This window comes from Streptomyces hypolithicus, from assembly GCF_052934925.1.
Window position 1 is genome coordinate 1,859,640 of the sequence record NZ_CM128811.1, and the last position, 23,193, is coordinate 1,882,832.

Sequence of the window (23,193 nt, forward strand, 5' to 3'; positions counted from 1 at the left end):
ACGCCTCCCTCAGCGCAGCTTGGGGTCGAGGGCGTTGCGTACCGCATCGCCGAGCATGATGAAGGCCAGGACCGTGATCGACACGAAGATCGACGGGATGATCAGGACGAACGGCTCGTTGCGCAGCTGCTCCTGGCCCGACGAGATGTCCACACCCCACGAGACGGTCGGCGCCTCCAGGCCGATGCCCAGGAAGGACAGCGTGGCCTCGGCCGAGATGTAGCCGCCGAGCGCGATGGTGGCGACCACGATCACCGGGGCCATCGCGTTGGGGAGGATGTGCCGGAGCAGGATGCGGGTGGTGGAGGCGCCGAGCGCCTTCGCCGCCATCACGTAGTCGGCCTGCTTGATGGTGATCACCGAGCCGCGGGCGACTCGGGCGATCTGGGTCCAGCCCAGGAACGCGAGCGCGAGGATCACGACCCACACCTGACGGTCCTCGAAGGAGGTCAGGACCACCATCGCGCCGAGGATGAAGGGGATGCCGAAGAAGATGTCCGTGACGCGGGACATCACGGAGTCGAACCAGCCGCCGAAGTAGCCGGCGAGCATGCCGGTGATCGTTCCGACGATCGTGACGAGCAGCGTCACGACGACGCCCACCGTGATCGAGGCGCGGGCGCCGTAGATGACGCGGGCGTAGACGGAACGGCCCTGGACGTCGTAACCGAACCAGTCCTCGGCGAAGAAGTTGCCCCAGTTGGGCCGCTGCAGGTAGTGCTTGGCCAGGTCCGCGTACCGGGGGTCGGCGCTGGTGAACAGGCCCGGGAAGACGGTCATGGTCAGCAGCAGCGCGATCAGGATCGCCGAGATCAAGAAGAGCGGGTTGCGGCGCAGGTCGTGCCAGGCGTCGGACCACAGGCTGCGCGGCTTCTCGGCCTTGGAGACGTTGGCGGCCTTGGCCTGGGCGTCTGCGGCCTTCGCCGGGTCGTCCATGACGGTTGCTTCGAGCGCGTCAGGCATAACGGATCCTCGGGTCCAGGACCGCGTAGAGCAGGTCGACGAGCAGGCTGGCGGCCAGATAGACGACCACGATGAGGGTGACGATGCCGACCACGGTGGAGCCCTCGCGCGACTTCAGCGCCTGGAAGACGGCGTAGCCGACGCCCTGGACGTTGAAGATGCCCTCGGTGACGACCGCGCCGCCCATCAGGGCACCGATGTCCGTGCCGAGGAAGGTGACCACGGGGATCATGGAGTTGCGCATCAGGTGGACGCCGATGATGCGGCGGCGGGGCAGGCCCTTCGCCACCGCGGTGCGCATGTAGTCGGACCGCAGGTTCTCCGCGATCGCCGTACGGGTCAGCCGGGCGACGTAGGCCAGGGAGAGTGAACCGAGGACGACTGCGGGCAGGATCAGCTCCTGCGAATCGGCCACCGCGCTCACATTGGGTTCGACCCAGCCCAGGCTGTGGGCGAAGAAGTACTGGGCGAGAAAGCCGAGTACGAAGGAAGGCACGGAGATCAGCAGGAGCGTCAGCACCAGCAGTCCCCGGTCCCTGAAGGTGTCGGCCTTCAGACCGGCGAAGATGCCGAGGGAGATGCCGACGACCGCCGTGAAGACGAACGCGAACAGCGCCAGCCGGATGGTGATCGGGAACGCGTCCGCGATCACGTCGGCGACCGGGCGCTGGGTGGCGATCTGGGTGCCGAAGTCGCCCTGGAACAGACCGATCAGGTAGTTCCAGTACTGCTGCCAGATCGGCAGATCGAGCCCGAGGTCCTTCTTGACCGCGGCGATCTGCGCGGGATTCACGGCCTGCTCGCCGGCGAGCGCGCGCACGGGGTCGCCGGGCAGGGCGTACATCATCATAAAGACCAGCAAGGTTGACCCGATGAAGACCGGGATCATCTGGAGCAGTCGCCGCGCGACATAACGCCCCATGTTTGCCTCCGTGTGGATAACTGCGGGACGGGGGCCGCTCCCTGATCGAGGGAGCGGCCCCCGTGCCTACCGCCGGTGCGGTGGCGGGTACAGACCGAGTGGGGGGTGGTCCGCGGGCGGACTACTTGGTGGTGACGCCCGTGATCTCGAAGTCGCCGTGGAAGTCGACCTCCACGTTGTTGACGGACTTGGAGTGCCCACCGTTGATGCGGTACTCCCACAGCGGGATGGCCGGCATCTTCTCGACGAGGAGGTTCTCGGCCTCCTGGTAGAGCTTGATGGACTCTTCCAACGACTTGGCGTTGTCGCCCTTCTTGAACGCGGCGTCAACCTCCTTGTCGGAGAAGCGGCCGTTGTTCGCCTCGGCGGTGGTGCCGTACAGCTCCCGCATGAAGTTGACGTTCAGCGGGTAGTCGGCCACCCAGCCACCACGGTAGAAGGACTTGACCTGGTCGTTGTCACGTGCCTCCAGGTCGGTCTGGAAGTCCGGCTTCGCGTCCGGGAGGCAGTCGACCCCGGTGGTGTTGCGGATGGACTCGCAGACCGCGGTCACCCACTCCTTGTGGCCACCGTCGGCGTTGTACTGGATGAAGATCTTGTTGCCGGGGACGCCGCCGCCCTCTTCGACCAGAGCCTTGGCCTTCTTCGCGTCGAACGTGAAGATCTCGGTGTCGAGGGCCTGGTTGCCCTGGACGCCCTTCGGCGTGAAGCTCGTCGCGGGCGTACGCGTGTTGTTGAGCACCGTCTTGGTGATCGTGTCGCGGTCGATGCCCATCGACAGACCCTGGATGACCTTCGGGTCGATGTCCTTGAAGGTCTTGCTGTAGAAGGTCGGGACGAGCGACTGGATCGCCGCGTACTCCTGCTCGATCGCGCGGTCGCCCAGGTCCGACTTGAGCTTCGGCAGGTCCTTCGGACCGACCTGGCGGATCATGTCGAGGTTGCCGGACAGGAGGTCCTGGTACGCGGCCTCGACGGTCGCGTAGTTCTTGAAGAGGACACCCTTGTTCTTGGCCTTGTTCGGACCGGTGTAGTCCGGGTTGGCCTTGACCTGGATCTTCTTCTTGCGGTCCCACTTCTCGAAGACGTAGGGGCCGTTGCCGACGGGCTTCAGGCCGAAGGCCTTCGGGTCGTCGTGGAACGACTTGGGCAGCGGGGCCCAAGTGGCGTAGCCGAGCTTGTAGTTGAAGTACGGAACCGGCTTCGAGAGCTCGATCGTGAAGGTGTGGTCGTCCACGGCCTTGAGGCCGGACATCGCGTCAGCCTTGGGGTCTCCCTTGGCCGGGGCGACGTCTTCGTAGCCCTTGATGTCCTCGAACCAGAACGAGTTCTGCTGCTTGTTCTTGATGTTCGCGGCCCAGTTCCAGGCCTTGATGTAGGACTCGGAAGTGACGTCCTCGCCGTTGTGGAACTTCCAGCCCTTCTTGAGCTTGACCGTCCACGTCTTGGAGTCGGTGGTCTCCACCGACTCGGCGTTCGTGTAGACGATCTCGCCCTTGGAGTCGAAGTCCAGCAGCTGGGTGAAGAGCGACTGGACGACGTAGCTGCCGAGCGACTCGTTCGTGTCGGACGGGACGAGCAGCTTCTGCGGCTCACCGACGTCGATCGAGACATAGCCCGCGGGCTTGCCCTTCTCCGTCGACTTGGCGTCTTCGTTGCCGCTGTCGCTGCCGCCACATGCCGTCGCAGCCAGAGCCACGACTATCGCACCTGCGACCCACTTGGCGCTGTTGGCACCGCGCATGGGTTCCTCCTCATGAGTCCACTGATCACTACAAGAGGGGTACGCAGACGGTCGCCGACACCCCTGACGGCAACGAGTCGCATGTACCCCGAGTGTGCTCGTGAGTCGCACTCCCCACAGTGCTTGACCCATTGACCCGAGCTCAATGGAGCCAACTATTGAGTAACACCGGGCCGTAAACCACACCTAAAGGGTCTCGTTTTGACAACATCGACCGGGCAGACCTGCCCGAAATCCGGACAAAATGAGCCCAGACAGACACCCGCGAAACGGACTGTTAACCCAGCTTCCGGAGAGCGCCGGCCGATATCCGGACACCTGCTGTGCGAAATGCACTTGACTGCGAAGATCACAGGTGTCACCAGCCCCGGCTCCTTCCGGTGGTGACATCCGGACACGGCGAAGGCCGGCACCCAACCCCGCAAGGGGTGAAGGGAACCGGCCTCGGCCGAGCTGACCGACCAGACGGCCAGTACTCCAGCCTGACTAGCGCTTGGCGCGCGACGCGGTGCGGCCGCGCTCCTTCTGGTCCAGGACGACCTTGCGGATACGCACGGTCTCCGGGGTCACCTCGATGCACTCGTCGTCGCGGCAGAACTCCAGCGACTGCTCCAGCGAGAGCTTGCGAGCCGGCACCACGTTCTCCGTGTTGTCGGCGGCAGCCGCACGCATGTTGGTGAGCTTCTTCTCCTTGGTGATGTTCACGTCCATGTCGTCGGAACGCGAGTTCTCACCAATGATCATGCCCTCGTAGACCTCGGTGCCGGCCTCCAGGAAGATGACACCCCGCTCCTGCAGGTTGATCATCGCGAACGGCGTCACGGAGCCCGAACGGTCCGCCACCAGCGAGCCGTTGTTACGGGTGCGCAGCTCGCCGAACCACGGCTCGTGGCCCTCGAAGATGGAGTGCGCGATGCCCGTACCGCGGGTCTGCGTCAGGAACTCCGTACGGAAGCCGATGAGGCCACGCGACGGGACGATCCACTCCATGCGGATCCAGCCCGAACCGTGGTTCGTCATGGTCTCCATGCGGCCCTTACGGGTCGCCATCAGCTGCGTGATGGCGCCGAGGTGCTCCTCGGGGGAGTCGATCGTCATGCGCTCGATCGGCTCGTACGTCTTGCCGTCGACCTGCTTGGTGACAACGACGGGCTTGCCGACGGTCAGCTCGAAGCCCTCACGGCGCATCTGCTCGACCAGGATGGCCAGCGCGAGCTCACCGCGGCCCTGGACCTCCCAGGCGTCGGGGCGCTCGGTGTCGAGGACGCGGAGCGAGACGTTTCCGATGAGCTCCCTGTCCAGGCGGTCCTTCACCTGGCGGGCGGTGACCTTGTGGCCCTTGCCGCCCTTGCCGACCAGCGGCGAGGTGTTCGTACCGATGGTCATGGAGATCGCGGGCTCGTCGACGGTGATGAGCGGGAGCGCGATCGGGTTCTCGGGGTCGGCGAGGGTCTCACCGATCATGATGTCCGGGAATCCGGCGACCGCGCAGATGTCGCCCGGTCCTGCCTTCTCGGCCGGCTTGCGGGTGAGCGCCTCGGTCATCATCAGCTCGGTGATGCGGACGTTGGACTGCGTGCCGTCACGCTTGATCCAGGTGACGGTCTGGCCCTTGCGCAGCTCGCCCTGCTCGACGCGGCACAGCGCGATACGGCCGAGGAAGTTGTCGGCGTCCAGGTTGGTGACGTGCGCCTGGAGCGGGGCCGACTCGTCGTACTGCGGGGCCGGGACGTGGTCCAGGATCGTGGAGAAGAACGGCTCCAGGTTCTGGCTGTCCTGCGGGACCGTGCCGTTCTCCGGCTTGGTCAGCGAGGCGACGCCGTCACGGGCGCAGGCGTAGACGATCGGGAACTCGATCTGCTCCTCGTCCGCGTCCAGGTCCAGGAACAGGTCGTACGTCTCGTTGACGACCTCGTCGATCCGGGAGTCGGGGCGGTCCGTCTTGTTGATGCACAGGATGACGGGCATCCGGGCCTGCAGGGCCTTGCGGAGCACGAAACGCGTCTGCGGCAGCGGGCCCTCGGAGGCGTCGACGAGCAGCACGACCGCGTCGACCATCGACAGGCCGCGCTCGACCTCACCACCGAAGTCGGCGTGGCCGGGGGTGTCGATGATGTTGATCGTGATGACGTCGCCGCCGGCCTTCGGGTGGTACTTCACGGCCGTGTTCTTGGCCAGGATCGTGATGCCCTTCTCACGCTCCAGGTCGTTCGAGTCCATCATGCGATCGTCGAGGTGCTCGGCGGCGTGCGCGGCGAAGGCGCCGGCCTGCTTGAGCATGGCGTCGACCAGAGTGGTCTTGCCGTGGTCGACGTGGGCGACGATGGCTACGTTACGGATGTCGTGGCGCGTGGGCATGGGTGACTTGCGCTTCTCTCGATCGTGGGATCGGGCGTCGTATTCGGTTCGTTCCTCATACGCCCGCCGGGCGGACGCGCCACGGCTACCCCCCATGGTACGGGCCCGGACAACCCGGCGTCGGCCGGTGGGTGCTTGTGGGGGTGGGTGAGGGGGCAGGGCCACGGGTCAATGGGTGTACGCAAGCTTGCCCGCCGGGGGCTCCGGCGGGCAAGGGACTTGAGGCAATTCTGAGGGTTGTGACCTGCTACTTCTTCTTTACGGGGCCCCCGCGGCCCCGGCCCGCTTGAAGCCGATGTCCTGGTAGCGCGGGGTCGCGAAGCCGAAGGCGCCCGCGTTGGCGATGGACGGCTTGGCCGCGACCACCTCGGGGCGCTGGTAGAGCGGGATGGATCCGGCCGCGGCCCAGATCCGGGCGTCGGCCCGCTTCACCAGGTCACGCGCCACCTTGTCGTCCAGCTCGGCCATTGCCTGGTCGAAGAGCTGGTCGATGTGGTCGGTGCCCACCCGGGTGTAGTTCTGCTCGACCAGCAGCGATCCGTCGGCGGCCGGCTCCGGCTTGGCGAAGATCGGGCGGGCGTCGGTGGCCGGGTAGGCCGTGGCCGGCCAGGAGTACAGGGCGAGGTCGTAGTCGCCCGAGGCGATGTGGTCCTTGAAGTAGCTGGCGTCGGCGACCTTGATGATGTCCGCCCGTACGCCGATCCCCTCCAGCATCTGCGCGATCTTGGTGCCGACGGCGCGCAGCGACTCCGAGCCAGGCCCTGACGGAAGGACGAAGCGCAGGGTCAGCTCCTTGCCGTTCTTGGTCAGTGGGCCGCGCGGGGCGACGGCCGGGGCGGGCGCGGCGGTCCCGCGCGGGGCGTAGGCGCCGGCGACGCCGCTCTTCTCCTGCGTGACCTCGGGCTTCTTCTGCGTGACCTCGGGCCCGGTCTGACCGTGGTCCGTGAAGTACGCCTGCAGGCGCAGGGGGCGGCGGTCCTGGCGGTCGGCCAACGGCGGCGGGGCGAGAATGTAGGTGCCGGGGTCCAGGGCGGGGGCGCGGTCGCCCGGTTTCGGGTCGGTGTCGTCCTCGTCGCCCACGATGTACATGCCGTCGTCGGCTTCGCTTTCCGTGTTCTTCTTCTTTTCCGCCGGCTTCTCCGACTCACCGGACTCACCGGACTCACCGGACTCACCGGACTCACCCGACGCACCCGGCTCACCCGGCTCACCCGATGCCCCCGGCTTCCCCGACGCCTGCGGCTCGCTGCCGGCCTTCGTGCCGTCCTCCGTCCGCCCCGACGCGCCGCCCCGTGTCCAGCCCGCGTCCGCGAGGAGCGCCTGCGCGGCCTGGGTGTCCTGGTCGCCGAGCGCACCGCTGCTGTCGGAGTAGGCCTCCTGGCCGGCCAGTGCCAGATGGCTGCCCAGCGGCTGGGCGGGCAGGCCCAGCGGCTTCAGTACGACCTCCGCGAGCTCCTTGCGGTCGAGCGCGCGGGCCACCGCGCGGCGCACCCGGGCGTCGGTGAGCGGGCCCGAGGTGCCGTTCAGGGCGAGCTGCGTGTAGGCCGGTTCGAGGGACTTGCGAATGTCGAAGCCGCGCAGGGCGGACTGCTCCACGGCGTACTTCGTGACCGCAGCGCGGGTCTTCTCGCGGGCCTCCTGCTCGGCCTCGGCCTCCTCCTCGGACGAGCCGTTGGCGACGGCCCAGGATCTGAGCGCGGAGGCGGGGGTGATCGCCCCGCCGGGGCCGTGGTTCAGCGGCTGCCCGGCCGCGCCGCCGTCCCGGTCGGCGAGGGCGACCCGGTCCGCGGTACCGCGCCCGATGTCGGCGAGGTCGAGTTCACCGGCTGCGAGTGCGGCGGTGCGCTTGTCGCGGGCCATGGTGCGAAAGACGAGCGTGTCGAGCTTGGCGGGCTCCCCCCACCAGCGGGGATTGCGTACGAGCGTCGCCGTGCCGCCCGGCCGGTCCAGCTCCTTGAGCGTGAAGGGCCCGGCCGTCACGGCGAGCTTGCCCCGCGCCCCGTCGTTGAACGTGTCGGGCTTGCCCATCACGTCCTTGGGGTAGAGCGGCGTGAACAGCGAGCGCCAGTCCGCGTAGGGCTTGCCGAAGGTGACCCTGACCTCCAGGTCGTTGGCGCCGCGCTCGATCTTCTCGACCCGCTCGTAGCCGGCGTTGCGGGCCGTCCAGTACGCGGAGTCCCGGCCGCTCAGCGCCCGCCACTGCGCCACGAAGTCGGCGGCCCCGATCCCCCGGCCGTCGCTCCAGACGGCCTTCTGGTTGAGCTTGTAGAGCACCACCTGCCGGGGCTCGCGCTCGACGATCTCGGCGGACTCCAGGTAGTCCGGGTTGCGCTGCGGGCGGCCGCGGTCGTCGAGGGTGAAGAGCGAGGGCAGTACGGCGCCCGCGATCCGTGTGGTCGAGGCGTCCGCGTCGGCCTGGAAGGCGTTGAGGGTGGCGGGCGTCGTGTCGACGGCCCAGCGCATGGTGCCACCGTCGGCGAGCCGTTCGCGGGCGGCCGGAGCGATGTCCTGGGGGGCTGCCAGCGCCCGCACCGTGTCGTCGTCGTCCGACGTGCATCCGGCCAGCAGCGGCACCGCGAGGACCCCCGCGGTGACGAGCGCGAGGCAGCGGACGAGCCGGGTTCGCTCGGGCCTGCGGGATGCCGTCCCGCCTGGGACGCCGACGTGGAACATGGCTGGTACCTCCGGGGCCGGCCCGGCCCACCCCCTGCCGGGATGGGCCTGGTTTTTCGCTTTTGGCGGCATATGCAGCTGATCACATCTACTGCTCTTCAAATGAAAGGGACCTCGCGCGTGAGCCGTCGGCGACACGGCGGGGCGCCCCCTCAAACCCACCCGTGCGGCCCATCACAGCCGGAATAGCGGGGGCCCCCGCCGCGCTGCATCTGACATGTGGAACGGTGACGCACTCGATCTGGACGCCTACTTGGCCCACCTCGGATACGACGGGGACCGCGCACCCACCCTTCGGACGCTGCGCGCGCTGCATCGCGCGCACGTGCTGTCGGTGCGCTGGGAGAACCTGGAGGCGCTGCTGCGGGGCGACGTACCGCTCGACCTGGCCACACTCCAGAGCAAGCTGGTCGGCAACCCGCGCGGCGGCTACTGCTTCGAACACGCGATGCTGTACGCCGCCGCCCTGGAGCGGCTCGGCTTCCGGTTCTTCGCGGTGCTGGGGCGGGTCCGGATGGGCGCGCCCAAACTGCTGCCCACCACGCACGCGATGATGATCGTCGAGTTCGACGACGGCCGGCGTTGGCTGAGCGACATCGGCTTCGGCGCGAGCCCGCTGGAGCCGATCGAGCTGACGGACGGCGCCGAGACCTCGGACGGGGTGTGGGCGTACCGGCTGCGCAGCGGCGAGGTCACGCCGGGGGCCGAGGGGTGGACGCTCTACCAGCCGGCCGGCGAGGGCGGCAGTCACGACACCGGGGACGGGTGGATGGCGCGGCACACCTTCACCCTGGACCCGCAGTACCCGGTCGACTTCCGGATGGCGAACCACTTCATCGCCACGAGCCCGAATTCCCCCTTCAGCACCCGCCCCTTCCTCCAGCGCGTCCACCCCGACCGCCTGCATGTCCTGGACAACCGCACGCTGACAACGATCCGACCGGGCCGGGCCGGCACACCGGGCCCGCCGGAGGTGCGGGAGCTGAAGGCGGCGGAGGTGCCGAAGGTCATCGCGGACGTGTTCGGTGTCGAGCTCACCCCTGCGGACGCGGGACTGCTGGTCGCGAAACTGACCGACTGACGCCCGCCAGTTGACCTCAAGTCCGCTTCAGGTTCTAGCGTTCGGTGTACGCCCCGGGCCACACCGGCCGACGGGAACCGCGTCGTCCCGACCAGATACCGGAGGCACCCCGTGAGCATGGAAGTCACCGCGTGGACATCGATGCACAGTGCGATGACCGCTCAGCAGGACCGCAGGCCCTTCTCCCGGGCCACCCTGCGCCGTATCGCCGCCTTCGCGCGGCCGCACCGCCGGCAGCTCTACCGCTTCCTGCTGCTCAGCGTGGTCACCGCCCTGCTCGCGGTGGCCACGCCGCTGCTGGCCGGCCGGGTCGTCGACGCGATCGTGCAGGGCAGGGACACCGGTACGGTCACCCGGCTCGCGCTGCTGATCGCCGGCATCGCGGTCGCCGAGGCGGCGCTCGGTCTGGTCACGCGCTGGCTGTCGGCGACGCTCGGCGAGGGGCTGATCCTCGATCTGCGCACCGCGGTCTTCGACCATGTGCAGCGGATGCCGGTCGCCTTCTTCACCCGTACCCGCACCGGGGCACTGGTCAGCCGGCTCAACAACGACGTCATCGGCGCGCAGCGGGCCTTCAGCAACACCCTCTCCGGTGTCGTCTCCAACTTCGTCACCTTGCTGCTTACGCTCGTCGTGATGCTCAGCATCTCCTGGCAGATCACCCTGCTCGCCCTGGTCCTGCTGCCGGTCTTCGTCATCCCCGCCCGCCGGATGGGCGCCCGCATGGCGGGGCTGCAGCGCGAGGCCGCCAACCACAACGCGGCCATGGGCACGCAGATGACGGAACGCTTCTCCGCACCCGGCGCGACCCTCGTCAAACTCTTCGGGCGGCCCGCCGAGGAGTCCGCCGAGTTCGCCGCCCGTGCGCGCCGGGTGCGCGACATCGGCATCCGTACCGCGATGGCGCAGTCCGTCTTCATCACCGCTCTCACCCTGGTCTCCGCGCTGGCGCTCGCCCTGGTCTACGGATTCGGCGGCTACTACGCGCTGCGCGGCAGCCTGGACGCGGGCGCCGTCGTCGCCCTCGCCCTGCTCCTCACCCGTCTCTACGCCCCGCTGACTGCGCTGGCCGGTGCCCGCGTCGAGGTGATGAGCGCCCTGGTGAGTTTCGAGCGGGTTTTCGAGATCCTCGACCTGAAGCCGCTGATCGCCGACAAGCCGGACGCCCGCCGGGTGCCGGACGGGCCGGTGTCCGTGGAATTCGACGGGGTCCGCTTCGGCTACCCCTCCGCCGACAAGGTCTCCCTCGCCTCCCTCGAAGACGTCGCCACCCTCGACTCCCGCGGCGGCACACAGGTGCTGCACGATGTCAGCTTCCGTGCCGAACCCGGCCGGATGGTCGCGCTGGTCGGCTCGTCGGGCGCGGGCAAGTCCACGATCGCGCAGCTCCTGCCGCGGCTGTACGACGCCGACACCGGTTCCGTACGGCTGAACGGCGTCGACGTACGCGACCTCGCCGCGGACTCGATCCGCGCGACGGTCGGCATGGTCACCCAGGACGGCCACCTCTTCCACGAATCCGTCCGCGCCAACCTGCTGCTCGCCCGGCCCGACGCCACCGAGGACGACGTCTGGGACGCCCTGCGACGGGCCCGCCTGGAGGAGCTGGTGGCGTCACTGCCCGACGGCCTGGACACCGTGGTGGGCGAGCGGGGCTACCGGCTGTCCGGCGGCGAACGGCAGCGCCTGACCATCGCCCGGCTGCTGCTGGCGCGCCAGCGGGTCGTCATCCTCGACGAGGCGACCGCCCACCTCGACTCGACCTCCGAGGCGGCCGTCCAGGAAGCCCTCACGGAGGCCCTGGCGGGCCGCACCGCCGTCGTGATCGCCCACCGGCTGTCGACCGTACGGGCCGCCGATCTGATCCTGGTCGTCGAGGACGGCCGGATCGCCGAACGCGGTACGCACGCGGAACTGCTGGCCACGGGCGGCCGTTACGAGGAGCTGTACCGCACCCAGTTCGAACGCCGGGGCGCGCAGGAGGCAGCAGCGAGCTCGTCCGGAGTTTGAGGCTGTGAGGGCTGTGAGGCCTTTGAGGACACGGCCGCGGGCGTCCGGTCGCGCACCCCCACACTGGGACATAGCCTCACGAACGTGACGCGAACAGCCGCCCGGCTCCTCCTCGCCGCACTGGCCGCGGCCTGCTGCCTCGCGCTGCCCGGCCCGCAGGGCACAGGCACCCGGGCGGCCCACGCCGACGACCCTCTGCGGCTGTCGAGCGACAGCCAGGTCACCGACCGGGTGGACGCGCTCGGCGCCCGCACGAACGACGTGGAGACCGCGCTCGACCGGCTCTACGACGACCGGCGCGTCCAGCTGTTCGTCGCGTACGTCCGGGACTTCTCCGGCAGGTCCCCGCAGGGCTGGGCCGACGCCACCGCCGAGCGCAGCGGGCTCGGACGGGACGACGTGCTGCTGGCCGTCGCCACCGGTGACCGCCAGTACGCCTACTCCGTCGACCAGGACGCGCGGCTGTCCGACGCCGCGCTCGCCGACGTCGCCAGGACCGCGATCGAGCCCGCCCTGCGGGAGAACGACTGGGCGGGCGCGGCCGTCGGCGCGGCGAACGGTTACAACGCAGTGCTCGTCGGAGACCCGGTGCCCACGCCGACCATCACCCCCGGCGTCGCCGACCCGGGCGGCAGCGGCAGCGGTGGCGGTGGCGACCTGCTGCTGCCGGTGGTCGCGGTCGGCGCGGCCGGGGTGCTGGCGGCGTACGCCTACACCCGCCGCAAGCGGCGCGCCGCCACCCGCACCACGCCCGGCGGGCCCGGCGTCGGCTCCCCCGCCGCTCCGCCGCCGGCCCCGCCACCGACCCCGCTGCCCGAGCTCGACTCCCGGGCCAAGCGGGAGCTGGTGGAGGCGGACGACGCGATCCGCACCAGCGAGGAGGAACTGGGCTTCGCCTCCGCCCAGTTCGGCGAGGAAGCGGCCCGCCCCTTCGAGGACGCCCTCAGCTACGCCAAGAACGAACTGGGCGCCGCCTTCCGCGTCCGCCAGCAACTCGACGACGCCTACCCGGAGGACGACACGACCCGGCGCCGCATGCTGGACGAGATCGTGGCCCGCTGCGAGCAGGCGAACGCCCGGCTCGACGCCGAGTCCGAGTCGTTCGACCGGCTGCGAGCCCTGGAGAAGAACGCCCCGCAGGCGCTGGCCGCCGCCGAGACCGCGTTCCGCGAGCTGAGCGGGCGTACCCACACGGCGGAGGCGACCCTGACCGCCCTGCGGTCGCGGTACGCCGACTCCGCCACGGCGCCCGTCGCCGGTCACGCCACGCAGGCCGAGGACCGGCTGCTCTTCGCGTCCGGGAGCCTCGACCGGGCCAGGGAGGCGGTCGCGGCGGGCGAGACGGGGAAGGCGGCGGTGTTCGTACGGGCCGTGGAGGGCGCCGTCGGCCAGGCGGCGACGCTCGTCGACGCGGTCGACCGGCGCGCCCGCGAACTCGCGGAGGCGGCGGGCGGGCTCGCAGGCGCGCTGACGGAGACCGAGACGGACCTGGCCGACGCACTCGGCCTGCTGGCGGGGTTGAAAGACGCGGTGGGCAGCGGCGGCGTCTCGACGGCCGACCTCCAGGGCCGTATCGCGCGCGCCCGGACGGTGGTCGCCGACGTACGCCAGGAGGAGCAGTCCGGGCGGTACGACCCGATCGACGCCCTGCGCCGGGTCGAGGAGGCCGACGCGGTGCTCGACGAGGCGCTCGCGGGGGCCCGGCAGCGGGAGGCTTCGGGGCAGCGGGCCCGCGCCCTGCTCAGCCAGGCCACCCTCACGGCGCGGGCGACGATCGGGGCGGCGGCGGACTACATCACCACCCACCGGGGCGCGGTCGGCAGCGAGGCCCGTACCCGGCTCGCGGAGGCACAGCGCCACCTCGAACAGTCGGCGGCCGCCGAGCCGTCCGACGCCCCGGCCGCGCTCGCCGAGGCCCAGCAGGCGGACGCGCTGGCCCGCCAGGCGCAGAGCCTGGCCGAACAGGACGTACGCGGCTACGGCGGATACGGGGACCAGCGCGGCGGCGGCATGGGCGGCGGAGGGGGCGGCCTGAACGGGGCCGTCCTCGGCGGCATCATCCTCGGCGGTCTGCTGGGCGGCGGAGGCGGCCGGGGCGGGGGGTTCGGCGGCGGCTTCGGCGGAGGCATGGGCGGCGGAGGCATGGGCGGCGGCGGCTTCGGCGGCGGTCCCGGCAGCTTCGGCGGCGGCGGCACGCGGGGCCGCAGGGGAGGCGGCGGCCGCTTCTGACCCCCCGCCCCCCGTACCAGCGACTGCGTACACCACTCACCCAAGGAGACACGGCATGACCAAGCAGACCATCCTCGGCCGCGTGACCCAGCTCGCGAAGGCCAACATCAACGCTCTCATCGACCAGGCCGAGGACCCGCAGAAGATGCTGGACCAGCTGATCCGCGACTACTCGAACAACATCACCGAGGCCGAGGAGGCCGTCGCGTCGACCATCGGCAACCTGCGGCTGCTGGAGCTGGACCACAAGGAGGATGTCGAGGCGGCCGGCGAGTGGGGCGGCAAGGCGCTCGCCGCCAGTAAGAAGGCCGATCAGCTGCGCGCGGCGGGGTCGGCCGCCGAGGCGGACACCTTCGACGGCCTGGCCAAGGTCGCCCTGCAGCGCCAGCTCCAGTCCGAGAAGGAGGCGAAGACGTCCGGGCCGGTCATCGCCGCGCAGACGGAGGTCGTCGACAAGCTGAAGGCCGGTCTGGTCCAGATGAAGGCGAAGCTTGTCGAGCTGACCTCCAAGCGCGACGAGCTGGTGGCCCGCGCCAAGTCCGCACAGGCACAGAACCAGATGATGGACGCCGTCAAGAACATCAACGTCCTGGACCCGACGAGCGAGCTCAGCCGGTTCGAGGACAAGGTGCGCCGCGAGGAGGCCCGGGCGATGGGCAAGCAGGAGCTGGCCGCCTCGTCGCTGGACGCCCAGTTCGAGCAGCTGGACAGCCTGGACGACGGCGCGGAGATCACGGCGAGGCTGGCCGCGATGAAGGCCACAGCCTGAGGTCACAGCCTGAGGCCACGGCCTGACGGTCGCCTGCCGCCGTACTGCGTCAGCACCAGAACGTGCGTCAGAACAGGCTCAGCAGCTGGTCGGCGGTCAGCTCGCCCTGCGCCACCTGTCCGTTCGGCAGGGCGAGTTCGAACCAGACCGTCTTCCCGCGAGGGGTACGCCGTGACCCCCACGCGGCGCTGAGCAGTCCCACCAGCTGCAGCCCGCGCCCGCCCTCGTCTGTCTCACGGGCGCGGCGGCGCCTCGGCTGCACCAGGCCGGAGTCCCAGACCTCGCACACCAGGGTCCGGTCCAGCAGCAACCGCAGCCGAATCTCCCCCTCGCCGTACCGCAACGCGTTGGTGACCAGCTCGCTGACCAGCAGCTCCGTGGTGTCCACCAGGTCTTCGAGGCCCCAGGACAGCAGCTGTCCGCGCGCCAGTTCGCGCGCCCGGCCGACCGAGCGCGGTTCGCGCGGCAGCGACCAGTCGCCGACCGATCCGGCGGGCAGCCCCTGGATGCGGGCCAGCAGCAGGGCGATGTCGTCCTCGCCGTGCCGGGTGTCGAGGGTGCTCAGGACGTGGTCGCAGACGTCTTCCAGGGGGCGCACCGGGTCGGCGAGGGCCGCCCGGAAGGCCAGCAGCCCCTCGTCGAGCGGCTGGTCCCGGGACTCGACGAGCCCGTCCGTGTAGAGCGCGAGCAGGGCGCCCTCGGGCACTTCGACCTCGACCTCCTCGAAGGGTTCCCCACCGACGCCAAGCGGCATGCCCGGCGGTACGTCGAGGAGCAGCGCCTCCTCGCCGGGTTCGACCAGGATGGGCGGCAGGTGGCCGGCGTTGGCGAACGTACAGCGGCGGGTGACCGGGTCGTAGACGGCGTAGACGCAGGTCGCGAGATAGACCTCCGAGAGGTCGGCCTCGCGGGCCTTGTGCGCGGCGCGGGAGGCGTGCTGTGCGCCGCTGGGGGTGCCGAGGCCGCGGGCGATCTCGTCGAGCGCGGACAGGACTTCGGCGGGCTCCAGGTCGAGGAGCGCCAACGTCCTCACCGCGGTGCGCAGTTCGCCCATGGCGACGGCGGCGCGCAGACCGCGGCCCATGACGTCGCCGACGACCAGCGCCGTGCGGTGGCCGGGCAGTTCGATGACGTCGAACCAGTCGCCGCCGACCTCGGTCGCCGTGTTGCCGGGCAGGTAGCGGCACGCGATGTCCAGTCCGGCGGCCTCGGGGTCTCCGGGCGGCAGCAGGCTGCGCTGGAGGATGAGGGCGCGTTCGTGTTCGCGCCGGTAGAGGCGGGCGTTGTCGATGCAGACGGCGGCGCGGGCGGCGAGTTCGGTGGCCAGGGCCCGGTCGCGGTCTCCGAAGGGTTCGCTGCCCTTGGCGCGGGAGAACTGGGCCAGCCCGACGACGGTGTCGTGGGCGACCATCGGCACGGCGAGCGTGGTGTGGACGAGGCTGCCGTCCTCGCCGGACACGACCTGGAGGCGGGCGGTGCGCAGGGCGCTCGCGCAGGGCGAGTTGAAGGGGTAGCGGTGTACGTCGCCTACCTCGACAGGGCCCGGTTCATCGCCGTCGCCGTCGGCTTCGGCGTCGGCGAGACGGCCCGGCGCGGTCAGCGGCCCGTCGGACACGGCGCTGGCGAACGCGACGCGGCGCAGCTCGGCGCTGGCGTCGGCTCGGCCGGGCGGCGCTTCGTCACCGGCGAGGAGGCCCTGGTAGAGGTCGACGGACGCGAGGTCGCAGAAGCCGGGGACGGCCACGTCGAGGAGTTCGCGGGCAGTGGTCTCCAGGTCAAGGGAGTTGCCGATACGAGCGCCGGCCTCGTTCAGCAGCGCGAGGTTGCGGCGGGCGTCGGCGGCGTCCCGGGCGGCGACCTGGCGGCGGGTCACATCCGTGGCGAGCCCGGCGACGCCGATGGGCCGGCCCGATCCGCTGTGCACCCGGTAGAGGTTGACCGACCAGTGCCTGGGCCCCGGCTCGGTGGGCGTCGTACCGACGATCTGCATGTCGGTGACGGACTCCCCCGTGGCCAGAACCCGCTTGAGGGCAGCGGTCAACCGGTCGGCCTCGGGGCGCGGGAGGAAGTCGTGCACGGTCCGGCCGCGGTGGTCCTCCGCGCCGCCGCCGAAGACGGTGGCGAAGCGCTTGTTGGCGCGCTGGACGGTGAGGTCCGTACCGAACAGCAGGAATCCGAAGGGAGATTGGCCGAAAATGGCCTGCGAGGAGGCCAGGTCGGTCTCAATCCGGCGCAGCGCGCGGACGTCCACGACGATGCACAGCGCGGCTCGTCCGCCGTCGGCGGTGGTGCTGGGCATCACGTAGATCTCGGCGATCCCGTGCGCACCGTCGCGCTCGGGCATCCGGAAGGGGACGAGGCCCGTCCACTCCCTGCCGTCGAGGATCTCCGCGACCCGGCGGTGTCCGCGCAACCGCAGCTCGGCAGGCAGGAACGCCTCGACCGGGTCCTTGCCCACGACATCGTGCGCGACCAGGCCGAACAGCTCTTCGGCACGCCGACTCCACTGCTCCACCAGTCCGCCGGGGCCGATCGAGAACGAGGCGACTCTGATGTAGTCGTAGATCGAACCGGGCGCGCTGCTCTGCCACGTCACGTCGCCCGTTGCCGCTGGTATCTCTTTCACACGACCGTCCCCTCCAGCTCCACGCACCGGACCGGTCCTGCCCGCAGTATTCAGCACTACGGTCACAACCCGCACGGCGTTCACGATCACAGCACGGTCTCGTTCCTTTTCGGCCGGGAAGGAAGTCCGCCGGGTGATCGTTGTCCCTTCACTCTTCTAACCAGGGAGAGCCAGCTCGAACCACACCGTCTTGCCCGTTCTGCCATGACGCGTACCCCACCGCCGGGCCGTGCAGGCGACGAGCTGGAGACCGCGTCCTCCCTCGTCATCGGGGCCGGCGGGGGGCCGCTCCCGGGGCGGATCGGGAAGCGGGTCCGACACCTCGACCAGGAGGACGGGGCGTACGCCGGGCGGGCTCTCCGAATTTTCGGGGCTTGCGGGGTTTGCGGGGCTCGCGGGGCGGACGAGGACGAGGCGGACGCCGATCGGCCCGGACGCGTACCGTACGGAATTGGTCACCAGCTCGCTGACCAGCAACACCGTCACATCACCGACCGCGTCGAGGAGTCCCCAGGCGCGCAGGGCGTCGCGCACCGCGTGGCGGGCGGTTCGGGCGACACCGGGCTCGGCGGGGAACGTCCACTCGGCGCAGTCGCCGTCGGTGTCGATCACGCCGACCACATCCCAGATCCCGTCCCAGCAGACGACCCACGCCCACGCCCATTTTCGAGGGGTTAATCAGCACATACCCCATATGCGTGCCGGACTATCCCGGTCTCGGCACGAAGCGTCCCGCGACCGTAATTCGCAGACGGCAATCCGCAGACCGTAATCCACATCCGCGCGCGTCAGCGGTGATTTTCTTCAAGGGGGCGACCGCATGCGCCACTTCGTGACGGCGCCCGCGGGGCGGGGGCGGCAGGGCAGGGGCGGCGGCAGCAGCCGCAGCGACAGCGGCGGCTCAGACCAGCCGGCCGGCCGCCCTCAGGTCGTCGAAGAGCAGCTGATCCACCGGCGGCACCAGGGGGCGGTCCGCGTACGAGAACCAGGCGGTCTCCTCGATCTCGCTGCTCGCGGCCAGCTCCCCCCGGTACTCCCCGGTGTAGCAGCTCATGCGCACCACGGCCCCGTCCGGGAGGCCGGGCGCCGCCGCCTCGTACGTCCCGACGTGCGCCACGGTGTCCGGATCGAGGAGCACCGTCAGCTCCTCCTCGATCTCGCGCACCAGCGTCTGCAGGTCGCTCTCCGCGCCCTCGCGCTTTCCGCCCGGGATGTAGAAGACGTCCTTACCGCGTGGGCGGGCGCACAGGATGCGGCCGTCCTCGATGCGCACCCAGGCCACCGTGTCGATCAGCACAGAAAGTCCTGTTTTCGCTCGCCGAACCCGTCGGTCCGGACCCTACCCGGCCCTACTGGGCGGCGTTCTGTCCGATGCGCTCGACCCAGTAGAGCTGCTTGTGACCGCGGCCGTCGAGGCCGTCGGCGATCTTCTGGGCCTCTACTCTGGTGGCGTACCTGCCGACGCGGTATCGGTGGCCGCTGTCGTCCTGCCGTATGACCTGCCACGGGAGCACAGCGCCGCTGTCATTCATCGTGCGCCTCCGTCCGCCGGTGCACTCGCCTCTAAGGATCTCCGGGAAACCGCAATCCGCATATGCCCGAGCGTACGCCTGACCTTTACTCAGCGCATACGCATTTACACAAAGAGGTATGCATCCAGCCATACCGAAGGGGGCGCACTCCGAAGAGCACGCCCCCCTGTTCCCCCCAGCCGCCCGGCAGTTGAGGCCGACCGGCTAACGGCCTGGTGCGCGATAGGGGGCGGATCGGCCCGCGGCGTCGGATGCGGTGCATCGCAAGGCGGCGGAGCGTCCTCATAGCGGAGCTATTAGGGCGTTTCGCCAACGCGGCGAGGTGCCGTAGCCGACGCCGCGGGCCCGTCCCCTATCGCGCACCAGGCCGTAAGACCGTCCGGCAATTGGGGGGGTGGGTGAAGGAGCGGTGTTGGGGTGCGTGCATCGCAAAGCGGAGGATTGAGGCATGGCGGAGCCATGGTGAGCGACGACAACGCGGCGAGGTGCGTGCCCCAACACCGCGACGCCCCCCCAATTGCCGGACGGTCTAAGCCCCGAGACGCCCCCGGACTCACTTCACCGGCAGGTGGTAGGCGACCCGGTACCGGTCGGCCGGGACCACCACATCGGCCGTCTCGACCGCCCGCCCCGACGCGTAGTACGTCCGCTCGATGACCAGGACCGCATGGCCCGGTACGCCGCCCAGCCTGAGTAACTCCTCCGCGAGGCCGGGGCGGGCGCCGACCTCCTCCACGACGTTGTCCACCACGATGTCGATGGCGGCCATCCGCTCGACGACTCCGCAGCCGGCCAGCGGGCCCTCCTCGGGCAGCATCACCGGCGTACGCCCGGTGACAGCCAGGGGCTCCCAGGAGGTGGAGATCATCATCGCCTCACCCGCGTCCCGGAAGACGTACCGCGTGCGCATCACGCGGTCGCCCTCCTGAATGCCGAGCCGCTTGGCGATATCCGCGGCGGCCTCCTCCTGCTCGCTGGCGGACTCCCAGGTGCCGCGCGCCCCCGCCTCCGACTGCTCCTGGCGGAACGGGGTCGAGGGGCCGCCGGGTCCCCGGTGCCCGGCCCGCGAGATTCGGCGCGGGACGAGCTGTTCGCGTACGTACGTGCCCGAGCCCGATCGGCCCTCGACCAGACCCTCGGCCATCAGGACCTTGCGCGCCTCCAGGGCGACCGTGTCGGAGACGCCGTACTCCTCGCGGATGCGGGCCTGCGAGGGCAGCCGGGTGTGGGGTGGCAGGGAACCGTTGGCGATCTTCTGCCTCAGATCGCCCGCGACGCGCAGATAGGCCGGCTGCTCACCGAATGTCACTGGCCACTCCCATCAGGTTGACAGACAGCAACAGCTTGGCAACCGTGGGTTGTTGACCGCAAGCACAGGCCAAAGTCTCACCCGAAGTGATGACTTGTCTTTACGCAGCCCTTACCCCGGGTATAGGGCCGTCCCGGACACCCTCGGTCCCGGCCGCCTTCGGCCCGGTCTCCGCTCCCCGCACGCCCGTCCGACGACTTAGCGTCAGACCGCACCCCCAACAGCAGGAGGCGGCCACCGAAGCAGCCGCCTCCGCTCTCACTCATTCACTTGTTCAGCCTGCCGGTCGGGGTCAGAACTGAAGCGCCCAGGAGTCGATCCTGCCGACGTCCTGCGCCGCGTTGTCACTGACCCGCAGCTTCCACGTCCCGTTCGCCGCCTCCGACGAGGCGTTGACCGTGTACGTGGTGTTGATGTTGTCGCTGCTGCCGCCCGTGCCGTAGCCCTTGAGCGTGTACGCGGTGCCGTCGGGCGCGATCAGGTCGACCTTGAGGTCACCGATGTACGTGTGCTTTATGTCGACCGGCACGCTCAGCGCCGACGGGGCGTTGCCGCTCACGCCGCTGACGGTGACCGGCGACTCCACGGTGGCGTTGTCGCTGATCGTGTAGTCGGTCAGGTTCTCGAACCTCTTGCCGGGCGGCGGCGTGGTGCCGCCGGAGCCGACGTACAGCAGGCGGTTCGGCGAGCCGCTGCCCGGTCCGGTCACGACGCCCGTGGTGGCGGCCGAGGTGAGCGCGGAGGAGACCTGGGCGGGGGTGGCGGTGCGGTTGTTCGCCAAGTACAGCGCGGCCGCGCCCGCGACGTGCGGCGAGGCCATCGACGTACCGGAGATGGAGTTCGTCGCCGAGTCGCTGGTGCTCCAGGCCGAGGTGATGGACGATCCCGGCGCGAAGATGTCCAGGATGCTGCCGTAGTTGGAGTAGCTGGCCTTGGCGTCGCTGCTGGTGGTGGCACCGACCGTGATCGCCTCGCTCACCCGTGCGGGCGACTTGGTGGAGGCGTCGGTGGACTCGTTGCCCGCGGCCACCGCGTAGGTGATGCCGGAGGCTATGGAGTTGCGTACGGCGGTGTCCAGCGCCGCGTCGGCGCCGCCGCCGAGGCTCATGTTCGCGACGGCCGGCTTGACCGCGTTCTGCGTCACCCAGTCGATGCCGGCGACGACCTGGGCGGTGGTGCCGGAGCCCTGGTTGTTCAGCACGCGCACGCCGACGACCTTGGCCTTCTTCGCCACGCCGTACGCCCCGCCCGCGACCGTACCGGCGACGTGCGTGCCGTGGCCGTGGCCGTCCTGCGCGGTGTTGTCGTTGTCGATGGCGTCGTAGCCGTAGGAGGCGCGGCCGCCGAAGTCGCTGTGGGTGATGCGTACGCCGGTGTCGATGACGTACGCCGTCACACCCTCACCTGCGGGGTCCGGGTAGGTGTAGCTCTGGTTGAGCGGCAGGGCCTTCTGGTCGATACGGTCCAGGCCCCACGACGGCGGGTTGGGCTGGGTCCCGCTGACGGTGAAGGTGCGGTTCTGCACGACGGAGTCGACGGCCGGATCCGCGGCGAACTTCTTCGCCTGCGCCTCGGACAGCTCGACGGCGTACCCGTTCAGGGCAGCCCTGTACGTCTTCTTGATCTTGGCGCCGTACTCCTTGGCCAGCGCCTTGCCCTCGGCCGAACCGGCGTCGGCCGCCGACTCGTCGAGGGTCACGATGTAGCTGCCCGCGATGGTTCCGGGGGCTCCGGCGTTCAGGATCCGGCCCTCGGCGGCGTCCGCCGCGGTGGCCGGGAGGGCGGAGGCGGCGCCGAGCGCGAGGGCTACGACGGCGGTGGCACTGATGGTGGCAAGTCTTCGCCGGGAACTACGCAACACGGACATGTGAGGGGTCCTCCTCATAGGCGGTGCGCTGATGGGGGGCCGACCGACAGGGGCATGACAAAGCAGCACTTCGGGGACTGTGCTGTGGCTCACACCTTGCTGCCAGGCGAAAGATTGGCGCATCCATAGGAATCCCACAAGAGTGCGGACCGGCCTGCCGCATCGCCGCAATGTGTCGGCCACACAACTGACATGAGCCCGCGTCATAAGCCACCGCCTACGCCCTGGGGTCATGACGACTCCCGAGCCCCGGACCACGTTTTTCTGCCCGGCGGACGGCACGCGCGCCGCCCCGGAATCCCTGGCCTGGTGCTGCCCGGCCTGCGGCGGGCCGTGGGACCTCGACTTCACGCCGGCCGCGCCCGTACCGCTGAAGTCCCTGGCGGGCCGGGTCAATTCACTGTGGCGCTACGCCGAAGCGCTGCCGTTCGGCGGCGCCGCGACGCCCTCCCCGCTCTCCCTCGGCGAGGGCCGCACCCCGCTCGTCGCCCTCAGCGGATCCGTTTCGGCCAAACTCGATTTCCTGATGCCGACACTGTCCTTCAAGGACCGCGGCGCGGTCATGCTCGCCGAACTCGCCCGCCGACTCGGCCCCGACCGGGTGTCCCGCGCCATCGCGGACAGCAGCGGCAACGCGGGCACGGCGATCGCGGCGTACTGCGCACGCGCGGGACTGCCGTGCACGGTGTACGCACCCGAGGCGACCTCCCCGAAGAAGACCGAGCAGATCCGCACGCACGGCGCGCACCTGACCGTGGTCCCCGGCGACCGCGAGGCCACGGCCGCGGCGGCCCGCGCGGCGGCGGCGGAGCCTGGCACTATGCGAGCCACGTCCACAACCGTTCCTGGGCGGTGAGCAGGAGTGAGTCCTGTCTCGCCGGCCCGCCCCGAACGGTCTTGGGCGCACTGGTCCTCCGCTTTCGCGTCCCGGGTGGCGACGCATACCGTGTATGCGGTCCGTCCCGGGCGGGCGGAATCCCTACGACCTGGCCATGTGGGTGTGACCAGAGGCGACGGGGAGGCCCCGAGCCATCTCTCTGGTGAAACGGGGGCCCCGACTGCTGACGCCACACCCCGCGTCCCAGATCGCACCGAGAACGTCACGCACCC

At 70.2% G+C, this 23,193-nt stretch carries 16 protein-coding genes; 5 read left to right on the top strand and 11 right to left on the bottom strand.

Going from position 1 to position 23,193, the window contains the following annotated elements; translation table 11 throughout:
• Nucleotides 1-9: 9 nt before the first annotated feature.
• The 5 genes from ACU6WZ_RS08545 to ACU6WZ_RS08565 all read right to left on the bottom strand — a co-directional run bounded on the left by ACU6WZ_RS08545 (nucleotide 10) and on the right by ACU6WZ_RS08565 (nucleotide 8,660).
• Nucleotides 10-963, bottom strand: a complete 954-nt coding sequence (locus ACU6WZ_RS08545; RefSeq protein ID WP_447032516.1) for an ABC transporter permease — start codon at nucleotides 961-963, stop codon at nucleotides 10-12.
• On the bottom strand, nucleotides 956-1,885 hold the full coding sequence (locus ACU6WZ_RS08550; RefSeq protein WP_447032517.1) for an ABC transporter permease: 930 nt from the start codon (nucleotides 1,883-1,885) through the stop codon (nucleotides 956-958). Before ACU6WZ_RS08550 ends, ACU6WZ_RS08545 begins: the two co-directional genes overlap by 8 nt.
• A gap of 121 nt (nucleotides 1,886-2,006) precedes the next feature.
• Nucleotides 2,007-3,629, bottom strand: coding sequence for a peptide ABC transporter substrate-binding protein (locus ACU6WZ_RS08555; RefSeq protein WP_447032518.1), 1,623 nt, complete (start codon nucleotides 3,627-3,629; stop codon nucleotides 2,007-2,009).
• 486 nt (nucleotides 3,630-4,115) lie between these two features.
• On the bottom strand, nucleotides 4,116-5,987 hold the full coding sequence (gene typA / locus ACU6WZ_RS08560) for a translational GTPase TypA (RefSeq protein ID WP_447032519.1): 1,872 nt from the start codon (nucleotides 5,985-5,987) through the stop codon (nucleotides 4,116-4,118).
• A gap of 258 nt (nucleotides 5,988-6,245) precedes the next feature.
• A complete protein-coding gene (locus ACU6WZ_RS08565; RefSeq protein WP_447032520.1) occupies nucleotides 6,246-8,660 on the bottom strand; it encodes an ABC transporter family substrate-binding protein in 2,415 nt (804 codons plus the stop codon).
• A 217-nt stretch (nucleotides 8,661-8,877) separates the two neighbouring features.
• Between ACU6WZ_RS08565 and ACU6WZ_RS08570 the strand changes: the two genes are divergently transcribed.
• From ACU6WZ_RS08570 to ACU6WZ_RS08585, 4 genes are all read left to right on the top strand, one after another.
• Nucleotides 8,878-9,741 (top strand): arylamine N-acetyltransferase family protein, encoded by an 864-nt coding sequence (locus ACU6WZ_RS08570; RefSeq protein ID WP_447032521.1) that lies wholly within the window; start codon nucleotides 8,878-8,880, stop codon nucleotides 9,739-9,741.
• A gap of 111 nt (nucleotides 9,742-9,852) precedes the next feature.
• Nucleotides 9,853-11,751 carry an ABC transporter ATP-binding protein gene (locus tag ACU6WZ_RS08575; protein WP_447032522.1) on the top strand — a complete coding sequence of 633 codons (1,899 nt, stop codon included), beginning with the start codon at nucleotides 9,853-9,855 and terminating at the stop codon, nucleotides 11,749-11,751.
• Between the two features lie 84 nt (nucleotides 11,752-11,835).
• Nucleotides 11,836-13,980, top strand: a complete 2,145-nt coding sequence (locus ACU6WZ_RS08580) for a TPM domain-containing protein (RefSeq protein ID WP_447032523.1) — start codon at nucleotides 11,836-11,838, stop codon at nucleotides 13,978-13,980.
• 55 nt (nucleotides 13,981-14,035) lie between these two features.
• Nucleotides 14,036-14,749 carry a PspA/IM30 family protein gene (locus tag ACU6WZ_RS08585; RefSeq protein WP_447032524.1) on the top strand — a complete coding sequence of 238 codons (714 nt, stop codon included), beginning with the start codon at nucleotides 14,036-14,038 and terminating at the stop codon, nucleotides 14,747-14,749.
• A gap of 67 nt (nucleotides 14,750-14,816) precedes the next feature.
• On the opposite strand, the gene ACU6WZ_RS08590 is transcribed toward ACU6WZ_RS08585, so the two are convergent.
• The 6 genes from ACU6WZ_RS08590 to ACU6WZ_RS08615 form a co-directional block, all read right to left on the bottom strand.
• Nucleotides 14,817-17,375 (bottom strand): SpoIIE family protein phosphatase, encoded by a 2,559-nt coding sequence (locus ACU6WZ_RS08590; RefSeq protein ID WP_447032525.1) that lies wholly within the window; start codon nucleotides 17,373-17,375, stop codon nucleotides 14,817-14,819.
• A 156-nt stretch (nucleotides 17,376-17,531) separates the two neighbouring features.
• Nucleotides 17,532-17,996, bottom strand: a complete 465-nt coding sequence (locus ACU6WZ_RS08595) for an ATP-binding protein (RefSeq protein WP_447032526.1) — start codon at nucleotides 17,994-17,996, stop codon at nucleotides 17,532-17,534.
• 280 nt (nucleotides 17,997-18,276) lie between these two features.
• The gene (locus tag ACU6WZ_RS08600; protein WP_447032527.1) at nucleotides 18,277-18,672 is read right to left on the bottom strand and encodes an NUDIX hydrolase; all 396 of its coding nucleotides are present in this window, start codon (nucleotides 18,670-18,672) and stop codon (nucleotides 18,277-18,279) included.
• Between the two features lie 52 nt (nucleotides 18,673-18,724).
• Nucleotides 18,725-18,907 carry an SPOR domain-containing protein gene (locus ACU6WZ_RS08605; protein ID WP_447032528.1) on the bottom strand — a complete coding sequence of 61 codons (183 nt, stop codon included), beginning with the start codon at nucleotides 18,905-18,907 and terminating at the stop codon, nucleotides 18,725-18,727.
• Between the two features lie 553 nt (nucleotides 18,908-19,460).
• Nucleotides 19,461-20,216: a GntR family transcriptional regulator gene (locus tag ACU6WZ_RS08610; RefSeq protein ID WP_447032529.1), complete on the bottom strand. Its 756-nt coding sequence runs from the start codon at nucleotides 20,214-20,216 to the stop codon at nucleotides 19,461-19,463.
• Nucleotides 20,217-20,508: 292 nt separating this feature from the next.
• Nucleotides 20,509-22,083, bottom strand: coding sequence for a S8 family peptidase (locus tag ACU6WZ_RS08615; RefSeq protein WP_447032530.1), 1,575 nt, complete (start codon nucleotides 22,081-22,083; stop codon nucleotides 20,509-20,511).
• Between the two features lie 232 nt (nucleotides 22,084-22,315).
• On the opposite strand from ACU6WZ_RS08615, the gene ACU6WZ_RS08620 reads away from it, so the two are divergent.
• The gene (locus tag ACU6WZ_RS08620) at nucleotides 22,316-22,939 is read left to right on the top strand and encodes a threonine synthase (protein WP_447032531.1); all 624 of its coding nucleotides are present in this window, start codon (nucleotides 22,316-22,318) and stop codon (nucleotides 22,937-22,939) included.
• Nucleotides 22,940-23,193 lie beyond the last annotated feature (254 nt).